Annotated in this window: 10 protein-coding genes and 1 tRNA gene; 7 read left to right on the top strand and 4 right to left on the bottom strand. The window is 57.1% G+C overall.

Annotated features, from left to right (window positions below):
• A partial coding sequence (locus ACEQWH_RS13940; RefSeq protein ID WP_370231823.1) for an ATP-binding protein occupies positions 1 to 274 on the top strand: 274 nt, incomplete at its 5' end.
• 56 nt (positions 275 to 330) lie between these two features.
• Here the strand turns inward: ACEQWH_RS13940 and ACEQWH_RS13935 are convergent.
• A tRNA-Ser gene (locus ACEQWH_RS13935) sits at positions 331 to 420 on the bottom strand.
• A gap of 113 nt (positions 421 to 533) precedes the next feature.
• Positions 534 to 1,913, bottom strand: a complete 1,380-nt coding sequence (locus ACEQWH_RS13930) for a M20/M25/M40 family metallo-hydrolase (RefSeq protein ID WP_370231822.1) — start codon at positions 1,911 to 1,913, stop codon at positions 534 to 536.
• Between the two features lie 235 nt (positions 1,914 to 2,148).
• Between ACEQWH_RS13930 and hemA the strand changes: the two genes are divergently transcribed.
• From hemA to ispG, 3 genes are all read left to right on the top strand, one after another.
• Complete coding sequence (gene hemA / locus ACEQWH_RS13925; RefSeq protein WP_370231820.1) at positions 2,149 to 3,372, top strand: 5-aminolevulinate synthase; 1,224 nt, start codon at positions 2,149 to 2,151, stop codon at positions 3,370 to 3,372.
• A 115-nt stretch (positions 3,373 to 3,487) separates the two neighbouring features.
• Positions 3,488 to 4,681: a helix-turn-helix domain-containing protein gene (locus ACEQWH_RS13920; protein WP_370231818.1), complete on the top strand. Its 1,194-nt coding sequence runs from the start codon at positions 3,488 to 3,490 to the stop codon at positions 4,679 to 4,681.
• 110 nt (positions 4,682 to 4,791) lie between these two features.
• Complete coding sequence (gene ispG, locus ACEQWH_RS13915) at positions 4,792 to 5,907, top strand: flavodoxin-dependent (E)-4-hydroxy-3-methylbut-2-enyl-diphosphate synthase (protein ID WP_370231816.1); 1,116 nt, start codon at positions 4,792 to 4,794, stop codon at positions 5,905 to 5,907.
• Positions 5,908 to 5,913: 6 nt separating this feature from the next.
• Here ispG and ACEQWH_RS13910 read toward each other — a convergent pair whose 3' ends face one another.
• Together ACEQWH_RS13910 and ACEQWH_RS13905 are read right to left on the bottom strand one after the other, a co-directional pair.
• On the bottom strand, positions 5,914 to 6,687 hold the full coding sequence (locus ACEQWH_RS13910; protein WP_370231814.1) for a DsbA family protein: 774 nt from the start codon (positions 6,685 to 6,687) through the stop codon (positions 5,914 to 5,916).
• A gap of 11 nt (positions 6,688 to 6,698) precedes the next feature.
• Positions 6,699 to 8,084: a M48 family metalloprotease gene (locus tag ACEQWH_RS13905; RefSeq protein ID WP_370231813.1), complete on the bottom strand. Its 1,386-nt coding sequence runs from the start codon at positions 8,082 to 8,084 to the stop codon at positions 6,699 to 6,701.
• Between ACEQWH_RS13905 and ACEQWH_RS13900 the strand changes: the two genes are divergently transcribed.
• The 3 genes from ACEQWH_RS13900 to ACEQWH_RS13890 form a co-directional block, all read left to right on the top strand.
• A complete protein-coding gene (locus ACEQWH_RS13900) occupies positions 8,083 to 9,234 on the top strand; it encodes a pyridoxal phosphate-dependent aminotransferase (protein WP_370231811.1) in 1,152 nt (383 codons plus the stop codon). The two genes, ACEQWH_RS13905 and ACEQWH_RS13900, sit on opposite strands and share 2 nt — an antisense overlap.
• A gap of 57 nt (positions 9,235 to 9,291) precedes the next feature.
• On the top strand, positions 9,292 to 10,524 hold the full coding sequence (locus ACEQWH_RS13895) for an N-acetylmuramoyl-L-alanine amidase (RefSeq protein ID WP_370231809.1): 1,233 nt from the start codon (positions 9,292 to 9,294) through the stop codon (positions 10,522 to 10,524).
• 98 nt (positions 10,525 to 10,622) lie between these two features.
• Positions 10,623 to 12,953 (top strand): penicillin-binding protein 1A (locus ACEQWH_RS13890; RefSeq protein WP_370231807.1); only part of this gene is annotated, 2,331 nt, incomplete at its 3' end.

The raw sequence follows: 12,953 nt of genomic DNA, 5'->3' as shown, positions 1-12,953 counted from the left end.
TGGCACACGCGCGCGGGTCAGTCTGATTGCCAGCAAGCGTGGCTATATTATCCGCGTGGAGGATGATGGCCCCGGAATTCCCGAGGATCAGCGGGAAGAGGCGGTCAAACCCTTTGCAAGTCTGGATGCTGCGCGAAACCAGAACAAGGTAAGTGGCGTTGGCCTGGGCCTGTCGATCACCGCCGACGCAGCGCGTGCCCATGGCGGGCGGCTTGTTCTGGGAGATAGCCCCGAGTTGGGCGGGCTGCAGGCCGATATCGTGCTGGGCAAATAAACGCCCAAGTCGCTGCCCGGTCTGGCAGATCATGAGATGACTGATTTTAGGGGTAATGGCGGAGAGACAGGGATTCGAACCCTGGAGACGGTGTCCCGCCTACACACTTTCCAGGCGTGCGCCTTCGACCACTCGGCCACCTCTCCGTGAGGCGCTGTTTAGCCAAAAGGGTTGGGGAGGCGCAAGGGGCAAAACACTCTTAATCAAAAGTTTTTTGCCCCTTACAAACTCCGGTCACTTTATCCCTGAAAAACAGGGGTTAAGATGTCGTCGTCATCGCATGAAGAATACGCGCCCAGCTGCGAATGCCCTTGTGGAAGCTTTCGACATCGTACTTTTCGTTCGGAGAGTGAATCTGGTCATCGTCCTTGGCAAAGCCGATCAGCATGGCGTCGGTGTCCAAAATCCGCTTGAAATGCCCGGCGATTGGAATGGATCCGCCGCAACCCGCAAATGCTGCGGCCTCGGGCCACTCATCGCTGAGGGCTGCGCGCGCCTGTTCAAAGGCCGGGTGGTCCGTCGACATGGACGACGCCTTAGAGGCTCCGTGGCCGGTGAACTCCACCGTACAATCGCTGGGCAGCATGGATTGCACATAGGCACGGAACGACTCGCGGATCTTCAGCGGTTCTTGGGTGCCGACCAGACGGAAGCTGATTTTCGCTGAGGCTTCGGCAGGCAGCACCGTTTTGAAACCGTCGCCGGTATAGCCACCGATGATGCCGTTTGGTTCGCAAGTTGGCTGCGACCAGAGTTTTTCCAGCGGCGTGCGCCCTTTTTCGCCAGCGGGCTCAGACAGGTCTACATCGCCAAGAAAGGCACCATGGTCAAAGTTGAGCGCCTCCCACTGAGCTTTGATCTCGTCGCTGAGTTCTGGCACGCCGTCATAAAAACCCGGCACTGTGACGCGGCCGTTTTCGTCATGCAAGCCAGCGATGATCTTGGTCAAAACCGCGATAGGGTTGCGGGCAAGGCCGCCGAACATGCCAGAGTGCAGGTCTTTGTTGGCCGCTTTGATCGTCAGTTCTTCGCCCAACAGCCCGCGCAGGGTTGTGATGATGGCGGGGGTTTTGCTTTGGAACAGACCGGTGTCGCAGATCAAGGCGATGTCAGATGTCAGCTCTTCGGCGTTTTCCTGCATGAAGGGGACCAACGACGGCGAGCCGCTTTCCTCTTCGCCTTCAAAGAAGAAGGTGATCTTGCAGGGCAGGGTGCCGTGTTCAGCCTTCCAGGCGCGGCAGGCTTCGACAAATGTCATCAGCTGGCCTTTGTCATCTGACGAGCCGCGTCCACGGATCACTTTTACGCCATTTGACTCTTCGATTGCGGGTTCAAAAGGCGGGGAGTCCCACAGGTCTAGCGGGTCAACCGGCTGTACATCATAGTGTCCGTAAAACAGAACATGCGGGCCGTCGCCGTCGACGTGGCCTACAACCATTGGGTGACCGGGTGTTTCGCGCTTGCTGGCCTGAATGCCCAAGGAGTTCAGGTCGGCGACAAGCCAGTCGGCCGCTTTCTCGCAGTCTTGCTTATACGCTGGATCGGTCGAGATTGAAGGGATTTTGAGCAGGTCAATCAAACGGTCGGTTGCGGCGTCGATGTCGGCATCAATCCTGTTGAGGACGGGTTGAAGATCCATGGGTGAAACCTCTGAATTTGGGAGTTTGCGCAACCCTAGCAAGTGTGCGCGGACTGTCCAGCCAAATGCAAAGGCCAAACACCAAAGTGTCGCATCGACAGTATTTTTGAATAGATCTAAATTGACCCTTAAGTTATGTAGGTTATGTAACGATTTCTTATTTGAAATGACTTCGACTTCGCGTAGTAGTCACCGCAAATGCAAGCTGCCCAGCCAGCAAACCGGAGGATGGCCCGTGGATTTTTCCGCTGCGCTCGACCAAGCCCTGAAAAACCTTCACGACGAAGGTCGGTATCGTACCTTTATCGATATCGAACGCAAAAAGGGACATTTCCCGAAAGCCCTCTGGAACAAGCCTGACGGTACGCAGCAGGAAATCACCGTTTGGTGTGGCAACGACTATCTGGGTATGGGGCAGCATCCTGTTGTTCTTGATGCCATGCACGAAGCGCTGGACGCCACAGGCGCAGGCTCTGGTGGTACTCGCAACATTTCGGGCACAACAGTGTATCACAAACGCCTGGAGGCAGAGCTGGCCGATCTTCACCAGAAAGAAGACGCGCTGCTGTTTACCAGCGCCTACATTGCCAACGACGCGACACTGTCCACATTGCCCAAGCTGTTTCCAGGCTTGATCATCTATTCCGACAGCCTGAACCACGCGTCTATGATCGAAGGTGTGCGTCGCAACGGGGGCGCGAAACGTATTTTCCGTCACAACGACGTAGAGCATCTGCGCGAGCTGATGGCCGCAGATGATCCGAAGGCGCCAAAACTGGTTGCGTTTGAGTCGGTCTATTCGATGGACGGCGACATAGGGCCGATTGCAGACATCTGCGATCTTGCCGATGAATTCGGTGCGCTGACCTATCTGGATGAGGTGCACGCAGTTGGCCTTTATGGTCCACGCGGCGGCGGCATCAGCGAGCGGGACAATCTGACTTCGCGGGTCGACATCATCAACGGAACTTTGGGCAAAGCCTTTGGTGTGCACGGCGGCTATATCGCAGCCAGCGCCAAGATGTGTGACGCGGTGCGCTCTTATGCGCCTGGGTTTATCTTTACCACCAGCCTGCCGCCAGTTGTTGCCGCGGGTGCCGCCGCATCTGTGGCGCATCTGAAGACCGATCAAGACATTCGCGACCGCCATCAGGCGCAGGCGAAAGTTCTGAAGCTGCGTCTGAAAGGTCTGGGTCTGCCAATTATCGATCACGGCACTCACATTGTGCCGGTGATGGTTGGAAATCCTGTTCACACCAAGATTCTGAGCGACCGCTTGCTGTCGGATCACGGCATCTATGTGCAGCCGATCAACTTCCCAACAGTGCCACGTGGAACAGAACGTCTGCGGTTCACACCGTCTCCGGTGCATGGTCCGGGCGAGATTAATGCGCTCGTACACGCAATGGACGAGCTGTGGTCGCATTGTGCGCTGAATCGTGCCGAGCTCGCAGGCTAAAATCACAAAACTCGCAAATATTGTTGCACTGTGTTACCTTACACACAATGAATGGGGGTAGCTCGAATCGGGGAAACAAGTTCGAGCCCGTTTTGGCAGTGAGGCACGTAAGGTAATGATCGGGCGCAAAAAGCGCAAAGCCGTTGAAGAAGATACAGGCCCAAAAGGGTTTGACGACTATGACGTAAGTCTAGGCGATCTTATGAGAGGCGAGCGAGCGACCCTAGGCAAGTCGCTCTTGGATGTTCAGCGAGAGCTGCGTATCCGTGCATCTTATATTTCAGCGATTGAAAACGCAGATCCAACAGCATTCGAAACGCCCGGCTTCATCGCCGGCTACGTGCGATCCTATGCACGGTATCTGGGCATGAGCCCGGAAGATACATTCGATAAGTTCTGTAAGGAGAGCGGGTTTCAGACGGCACATGGTATGGCGGCCGAGGCCTCGACCATGCGCAAGTCCGAACAGACGGTTATCTCGCAGTCCAACCCTGATCCGTTCAAAGGTTCAAAGGGACCGTATCTGCCTGAAAAAGAAAGCATGTTGGCCAATCTCGAGCCGCGTGCCATTGCCTCGAGCCTTGTGCTGTTGGCCTTGATTGCCGGTGTTGGGTATGGCGGCGTCAGCGTGGTCAATGAAATTCAACAGGTGCGCATCGTACCGGTCGAACAGACGCCGGTCGTTCTGTCAGATCTGGATCCGCTGACATCTGAAGAGGCGGGTGACACCTTTGCCATGGCCGAGGCCACTGGCGTGTTTAATCCACCGTCGCAGGACTTGGATCGGTTGTACCGACCTCAGGCTTTGGATGTACCGGTTCTAGTGGCGCGGGACGCACCAATTTCGACGTTGAACCCGCAATCCGTCGGGGCCTTCACACCCGAAGAAACCGTTTTGGCGACTGCGGATCTGTATCAACCCGAAGTGCCCGCCGTGCCGCAGGTTGTCGAAGACACTCCACCAGAAGTCGTGCTGTTTGCGGTGCGCCCATCCTGGATGAGCATCAAATCGGCGGACGGGTCCGTCTTGTTTGAAAACACTCTGAATTCGGGCGACGAGGTGCTTTTGCCAGCGTCAGAAACCGCGCCGACCCTTAAGGTCGCGGGTATGTCCGGCTTTGTCTATGTCCGCATCGACGGCGAGATTTATGGCCCGATCGGTGAAGGCTCGACCGTTCAGCGGGACGTTGCTTTGAATGTCGACGCGATCACAAGCGCGTATCAGATCGCGGACCTTACAGCGGATCCGGAACTCGCACGTGTCGCATCCCTAATCACGCCGACCGGCGAACTCACGGTTTCCGAGTAAAGCCGCATAAAACCACTTAAGTTTGGCGATTTCCGCGTACCGCGCATTGCTCCTTTGCGCGGTCAGGACTACATATGCGGCAACGGACTTTTGACTTGAGTGTTTGACCTATGTCTCTGAACCATATCCGCCCGTGGCGCACGATCGAGCGCCGGAAATCCCGCCAGATCATGGTGGGCAATGTCCCGGTCGGGGGCGATGCGCCGATTGCGGTTCAAACCATGACCAACACTATTACGAGCGACGTTAAGGCCACGCTTAATCAGGTGATTTCGGCAGCAGAAGCCGGGGCGGATATTGTTCGGGTCTCTGTGCCGGATGTTGACAGCTCGAAAGCGCTCAAAGAGATCTGCCGCGAAAGCCCGGTGCCACTCGTGGCCGATATCCATGTCCATTACAAACGCGGGATCGACGCGGCCGAGGCTGGTGCCGCCTGTTTGCGGATCAAGCCGGGCAATATTGGCGATGAAAAACGTGTCAAAGAAGTCATCAAAGCCGCGCGGGATCACAACTGTTCGATCCGCATTGGCGTGAACGGCGGATCGCTGGAAAAACACTTGCTGGACAAATACGGCGAGCCCTGTCCCGATGCGATGCTTGAGTCCGGTTTGGACCACATCAAGATATTGGAAGATAACGATTTTCACGAGTTCAAGATCTCGGTGAAAGCCTCTGATGTGTTCATGTCATCGGCCGCCTATCAGATGTTGTCCGAGGCCACCGACGCGCCCATTCACCTTGGGATCACCGAGGCGGGCGGTTTTGTTTCGGGGACGATCAAGTCGGCGATTGGCCTGGGGCAGCTTTTGTGGATGGGCATCGGCGACACGTTGCGCGTCAGCCTGTCTGCTGATCCGGTCGAAGAGGTCAAAGTCGGCTTTGAAATCCTGAAATCCCTTGGCCTTCGCCATCGCGGGGTGAACATCATTTCTTGCCCAAGCTGCGCGCGGCAGGGGTTTGATGTGATCAAGACTGTCGAGGCGCTGGAAAAACGGCTGGAGCATGTCAAAACGCCCATGAGTCTGTCTATCATCGGCTGTGTCGTGAACGGTCCGGGCGAGGCTTTGATGACCGACGTTGGCTTTACCGGCGGCGGCGCTGGGTCTGGCATGGTGTATCTTGCCGGCAAGCAAAGCCACAAGATGGACAACGACAAGATGATCGATCACATCGTCGAGCAGGTCGAGACCAAGGCCGCCGAGATCGAAGCGGCCAAGGTCGAATAGGCGTAATCAGCCGCGTTTCTGCGCGACCAGCTGTTGCATCGCTTGCAGCGGCACATATCCGCGCAGCAACTCATCCTGCATGACAAAGGTCGGTGTTCCCGTGATCTGAAGCCGCTGAGCAAGGGCGCGTGTGTTGGCGATTTCGGTGCGGACCTCTTCGCTGTTCATATGGGCCAGCACTTGTTCTGCATCCAGCCCAAGCGTGGTGGCCAGACGCGACAGGGAAACCTCGTTGGCGCTGGTGCGCATGGTGATCAAAGCGTCATGCGCGGCCTTATAGCTTGCGTCACCGGCCAGCTGCTTGACAGCAATCGCAAACTGCGAGCTGCGCATCGAGTCTTCACCGAGAATTGGAAATTCCTTCATAATCAGTTTGATGTTGCCATCGGACTTCACAAGCTGTGCGACATCATCATGCGCGCGGCGGCAATAGCCACAGCGATAGTCGACAAATTCAACCAGCGTGATGTCGCCCTCGGGGTTTCCGCCAATCCAGCTATAGCCATCGTCAAAGATCGCAGCGGCGTTCACCTGAACCATGGTCACGTCCTGCTGGGCCTGCGCCTCGGCCTGACGGGATTCTGCGATGTCCACTGCTTCGAAGATCACTTCGGGATTGTCCAACAGATAGGCACGGATCTCGCCGCGCAGCGCAATCTTTTCGTCTGCAGTCAGGCGGGCAAGGTTAAAGTCCGGCGTCTGTTTTCCCTGTGAAACATAGACCGCAGCTGCCAAGAGCAAAGTTGCAACGGCCAGACCGGCCAGAAGGGCATTTTTCACGAAACTCTCCGTTATTTTCGTCGCGCTGCGCGCTTTGAGGCCAGCAATATATCATCCGCTCGCCGCCAGCCAGCGGAACCTTGAGGCAAAAGATCGACAGCGCGTTTTGCGTGGATGCCCGCGTCTTTCATCCGCCCCTGCAAGGCGTATCGTTCGGCCGTTGCAACTGCGGCCATGCCCCGATTTCCAAGGGCGGCATAAGCCGCACCCAGATCGCGCAGGATACGCGCGTCGCGGAAATCCAGGCTGCGTGCTTTTTCCAGAACTGCCCGTGCTTCGTTGTGGCGCTTGAGCGACAGCAATGCCCGCCCATAACCGCCCAGACAAAGAGAATTGTTGGGCGCAAGGTCGGCGGCACGTTTATAGGCCCTCAGCGCCCCTTGCTGATCGCGGCTTTCGATCAGGATCTGACCCTTCAATTCATAAAGAAAGGGATCACGCGGGCGCAGAGCGATGGCTTTGTCGATCGCCGCGACCGCTTTGGCCTTTTGCGATTGCCGGTGGTACATGATCGCTTCGCGCATCAGGCGCACGTCTTTGGACGGGCTGGTTTTAAGCGTACGCTTTGTCCACTTTGGCGGACGCTCGAATGCCGAGAGTTTGCCTTTGGCACGCCCAAACCAATATTGCGCGGTCGCATCGTCGTCCCCGTCATGGGCAAGCGCCTGCGCCCCTGCTTTGGCCGCGCGAATCCGGTCGCGTGTCAGTGGGTGACTGCGCACATAGGGGTCTTGGCGTGAGGTATTCAAAAGCTCTTGACCCTCAAAGAGCTCCAGCACATCGATGGTGCCCTGTGTGTTCACGCGCGCGGCTTTCATATACCGCAGCGCGGATTTGTCAGCCGAGGCTTCTTCGGCGCGTGTATGGGCCAGAAAATTTCGCTGGGCGGTCGAGCTGACGCCCAGAGCGACACCCACGCCCAATTCCGGATTGCCTGCCGCCGCGCCAGCAACCGCCGCCAGAATAGAGCCAAGGCTTGCAGCGGTGCGGGCGGAGCCGAAGTTTTGCATCCGGCGCGTGATATGGCCGTTGGCGATATGAGCCGCCTCATGCGCAATGACCGCTTGCAACATTGCTGCGCTGTCGGTTTTCAGGATCAGTCCGGAATGCAAAAAGATATGACGATTGTCGACGACAAAGGCGTTCAGCTTGTTGTCATCAATCACCAGAATGCGCACGTTGCTGCCCAGCCCTGCGGCCGCAAGGATGGGCTTGGCGAGCTGCGCCAGAGAATATTCGATATCGGGGTCACGGATGATGGTCGCCGCGCGGGCAGGGGCTGCAACAAACACGAACACAAGTGCCGCGAGGAAACAGCTCGCAAGTAAGGTCAACCGAGTTGACGCTCTCGTCAGAAAAGGCTCAAAGATCATGGAGGCACCAGAAAGGAAAACCATGCGTAAGTCTAGTCGCAGCACCGTAGATCCCTTCATTGTGATGGACGTCATGGAGGCCGCCCGTAAGGCAGAAGCCGCAGGAAAGCATATCATCCATATGGAAGTGGGCCAGCCGGGAACCGCGGCACCAGAGCGGGCTCAGCGCGTTCTTGCCGAGACGATGCGGAAAGATGCCATGGGATATACCGTGGCGCTTGGTTTGCCGGCCCTGCGCAACCGGATCGCGCAGCTTTATGGCGACTGGTACAACGTCGACCTTAATCCGGAACGAATAGTGGTCACCTCAGGCAGCTCGTCTGCGTTCCTGTTGGCCTTCACGGCGTTGTTTGATGCGGGCGACACAGTGGCGATCGGCGCCCCGGGCTATCCCAGCTATCGCCAAATCCTGAAGGCGTTGTCGCTTAACCCGCTGGATTTGCCCGCGTCACCGGAAAACCGGCTGCAACCCGTACCCGAAGACTTCGCGGATCTGGACATTCAGGGTCTGATGGTGGCCTCGCCCGCGAACCCGACGGGTACGATGTTGGACAAGCCCGCGATGCAGGCGCTGATTGATGCAACGCAGGCCAAAGGCGCAAGCTTTATCAGCGATGAAATCTATCACGGTATTGAATATGAGGCGAAGGCCGTCACGGCGCTGGAAATGACCGACGACTGCTATGTAATCAACTCGTTTTCAAAGTATTTTTCGATGACAGGCTGGCGGATCGGCTGGATGGTCGTGCCCGAAGATCACATTCGTACGGTTGAGCGTCTGGCGCAGAATATGTTCATTTGCGCGCCGCATGTGTCCCAAGTCGCGGCCCTTGCGGCGATGGACGCCACCGACGAACTCGACGCCAATATGGCGGTGTATCGTGAAAACCGTCGCATGATGCTGGAAGGGCTGCCGAAGTCGGGCTTTACCAAATTTGCGCCCCCAGACGGCGCGTTTTATGTCTATGTGGATGTAAGCGAGTTTACCGAAGACAGCCGCGCCTTTGCCGCCGAAATACTTGAGCACGCGGGCGTTGCGGTCACGCCGGGTCTGGATTTTGATCCGGTGCGCGGGCACGGCACATTGCGTTTCTCATATGCGCGCTCCAGTGCCGATATCGCCGAAGGACTTGAGCGCCTTCAACGATTTATGACGCATCGTGGTCATCTTTAAGTTCTCAGACCCGTGGGACTGATGTAGTCTGTCATTAAACAACCAAAGAGTTGGATGATGAGCAGACTTCGATCCCTTTGCCTTGGGCTTTTGGCAGCTATTGGCCTGAGCACGCCTGTCGCCGCGCAGGAATTCACCGCCTTGGCCCGCGTGGATGCGGCCGCCAGCGCGATTACCGATGCACGGCGAGGCGGTGTTCAGCTGGATCTTGCCTTATCGCAGGGGCTGCCATGGCGCATCTTCACGCTGGATGAGCCACGCCGCCTTGTTATCGACTTTCGTGAGGTCGACTGGACGGGCATTGACGCGCAAGTGCTGGATCAGGCGCAGAACATCTCGGATGTGCGGGTTGGCGCGTATCGGCCGGGCTGGAGCCGGCTTGTCGCTGACTTGACCGTCCCTCTGGTTCTTGAAACTGCCGAAATGAAACTGGGTGACGGGCAGGGGCCAGTAACCCTGTCGGTGCGCCTGAAAGCTGCGAATGCCGAAGAGTTCGCGGCCAGGGCAGGCGCTCCGCATGATCCGCGTTGGGATTTGCCCGAAACGGTCATCACCCGCGAAGATCGCGAGGCCAAACCCGATTGGGCCCCCACGATCGTCGTGTTGGATCCGGGCCATGGCGGCATTGATCCGGGGGCCGAGCGTGGAAGCGTGACCGAGAAACAGATCACATTGCAGTTCGCACGCGAGTTGCGCGACACGCTGCGGCGGGCCGGGAATTTCGAAATCATTCTGACGCGGTCTGATGATGTCTTTGTCTCGCTTGAACGCCGCGTTGCCATCGCCCATGAGGTCGAAGCGGATATCTTTATGTCTCTGCACGCTGACACCGTGCTTGAGGGCTATGCGCAAGGGGCCACGGTGTACACGCTGTCGGAACAGGCCAGCGATGCGGCGTCGCAGTATCTGGCAGAGCGGCACAATCGCTCTGATGTTCTGTCTGGCATAGATCTGACGGGTACAGACGATCAGGTGGCCGAAGTGCTGCTGGACATGGCGCGTCGAGAAACTGCACCGCGATCGGAACGGTTGGCCAAAGCGATGGTGCTGGGCATGCAGGGCGCGGTTGGGGAGCTGAACAAACATCCCTATCGGCAAGGTGGCTTTTCGGTTTTGAAAGCGGCAGACATTCCTTCGGTGCTGATTGAAATCGGATTCATGTCCTCGGAACGTGATCTGGCCAATATTACCAACCCGGAATGGCGACAGGCTCTGGCCAATGGCATCCGCGACGGGCTGCAAGCCTGGGTTATCGCGGATGAAACCGCGCGCAATCTGGCAAATAACTGAGCTATATACGCGAAAAACCGCGGATTTTTCCCCTTGTTGTGTTTTGACCCATTTGTCATCCACAGCTATAGAAGAGCTGCAACAAGCTAGGGTTCAAAGTGATTAGATTTATTCTCTCATTTTTCGGTGGCATCTTTACGTTTGTAACGATGGGCCTTGCCGTGGTTGCTCTGTCGATTGGCGGGGTGCTGTATATCTACAGCTATGACCTGCCCAGCCACGAATCCCTTGCGCAGTATCAACCGCCGACCATCTCTCGGATCTATTCACGTGAGGGGCGGATCATCGATGAATTCGCCAAAGAACGTCGCTTGTTCGTGCCTGCAGAAGAGATCCCTGATCTGGTAAAACAGGCGTTTATTTCCGCCGAAGATAAGAACTTTTATCAGCATAATGGCTATGACGCCCGTGGTATCGCGGCCGCCTTTGTCGAAGCCGTGCGTTCGCGCGGGGCCAACGTGCGGGGCGCGTCGACGATCACCCAGCAGGTGATGAAAAACTTCCTTTTGTCCGGTGACCGCCAGATCGAACGGAAGGTCAAAGAGATCATTCTCGCAACCCGGATCGAAGAAACGCTGGACAAGGAAAGTATCCTCGAACTTTATATGAACGAGATCTTCCTGGGGCAGAATTCTTACGGTGTCGCGGCCGCGGCGCAGACCTATTTCAACAAGACGCTTTCGGACCTTGCACCGCACGAGGCTGCGACGCTTGCATCCATGCCGAAAGCCCCAAGTCAGTTTCATCCGGTACGCCGAAAAGAGAGACTGTTAAGCCGTCGAAACTTCGTTTTGAAAGAGATGAAGGAAAACGGCTATATCCCTGAAGATGTTTATGAAATTGAGGTAGCTCAACCGCTACTTTCAGTTCAGAATGGTGACTATGACAGCTTCCGCTCGGCGCTGCCATCCAGAGACTATTTCACCGACGAAATCCGTCGTCAGCTTAGCCGTGACTTCGGCGAAGAAGAGTTCTTTACCGGCGGTATGGCTGTGCGGGCAACGCTCGATCCGGAGCTTCAGGATGTCGCTGCGGCGGCCCTGCGTCACGCCCTAGAGAAGTACGATCGCGAACAAGGTATCTGGCGTGGAACCGGTTTGACCATCCCAACAGAACTTCTGGAATCCGAGGCGGAGTGGCGTGCCGCACTGCGCGATCTGGACGTGCCGCGGGACATCAATCTGGACGGCCAGTGGTACCCGGCTGTGGTGCTGTTTGTGGGCAACCGGGATGCTCGGATTGGCATCGAAGGTGTCGAAGATGACGCCGATGGGCACTTCATCAATCCGGCCGACGTCACCTGGGCGCGCAAGCAGCTAGAGGACGACGAGCTTGGACCCGAAGCAAAGGTCGCGGGCGACCTGCTGCGCGAGGGCGAAGTGGTGCTGGTGCGTGCGATCAACGACGAAGACGGCAACTTTGAACGCTGGTCGTTGCGGCAGGTAACCGAGGTTCAGGGCGGCTTTATGGCGATGGATGTGAACAACGGTCGCGTCCTCGCGATGCAGGGTGGTTTCAGCTATGAGCAGTCGGTTTTCAATCGCGCGACTCAGGCGCGACGCCAGCCTGGATCCAGTTTCAAACCTTTCGTTTATGCCGCAGCGCTGGACAGTGGTTACTCTCCGGCCACGATTGTTATCGATGCGCCGATCGAGATTGATACGCCCGAAGGTTTGTGGCGCCCGAAAAACTCGTCGAACAAATACTACGGGCCAACGCCGCTTCGGACTGGGATCGAGTACTCGAGAAACCTGATGACCATTCGCCTTGCCAAAGAGATCGGCATGGAAACGGTCGCGGATTACGCCGAACGGTTTGGCGTTTATGACGATATGAACCCGTTTCTGGCGAACTCTTTGGGGTCCGAGGAAACCACCCTTTACAAAATGGTCGCGGCCTATGCGATGTTTGCCAACGGCGGCGAGCGTGTAGAGCCGACGCTTGTTGACCGGGTTCAGGATCGCGGTGGGCAGACGATTTACCGCCACGACCAGCGCTCTTGTGAGGACTGTGCCTTTGCAGAGCTCGCGGCAGACAGCAGCCCGCGCATCACCAGCAACCGTGAGCGTGTTATGGATGCAATCACCGCCTATCAATTGACGTCGATGATGCGCGGCGTTGTGGACCGTGGCAGCGCGTCTCGGGCAATCAATCTGGACGTGCCATCCGCCGGCAAGACCGGCACCACTAACGAGGCAAAAGATGTCTGGTTCGTAGGTTTCTCCAGCACCATGGTGGCCGGCTGCTATATCGGTTACGACACGCCAACCCCACTGGGACGCAACACTTTTGGCGGCAATACCTGTGGGCCTGTGTTCAACGAATTCATGCAAGCGGCTGTCGAGAAATATGGCGGCGGTGCCTTCCGTGTTCCGGCCGGTGGCCAGTTTATCAACATCGACCGTTTCTCGGGCGCGCAGTTGTCACCT

This window comes from Cognatishimia sp., assembly GCF_964229375.1.
In the GTDB taxonomy this organism is placed as follows: Bacteria; Pseudomonadota; Alphaproteobacteria; order Rhodobacterales; family Rhodobacteraceae; genus Cognatishimia.
This window is presented reverse-complemented; position numbering and strand designations above follow the sequence as displayed.

Coding starts and splice junctions, on each gene's coding strand:
- ACEQWH_RS13930 (WP_370231822.1), bottom strand. CDS start 1,913: ATGGATCTTCAACCCGTCCTCAACAGGATTGATGCCGACATCGACGCC.
- ACEQWH_RS13920 (WP_370231818.1), top strand. CDS start 3,488: ATGATCGGGCGCAAAAAGCGCAAAGCCGTTGAAGAAGATACAGGCCCA.
- ispG (WP_370231816.1), top strand. CDS start 4,792: ATGTCTCTGAACCATATCCGCCCGTGGCGCACGATCGAGCGCCGGAAA.
- ACEQWH_RS13900 (WP_370231811.1), top strand. CDS start 8,083: ATGCGTAAGTCTAGTCGCAGCACCGTAGATCCCTTCATTGTGATGGAC.
- ACEQWH_RS13905 (WP_370231813.1), bottom strand. CDS start 8,084: ATGGTTTTCCTTTCTGGTGCCTCCATGATCTTTGAGCCTTTTCTGACG.
- ACEQWH_RS13895 (WP_370231809.1), top strand. CDS start 9,292: ATGAGCAGACTTCGATCCCTTTGCCTTGGGCTTTTGGCAGCTATTGGC.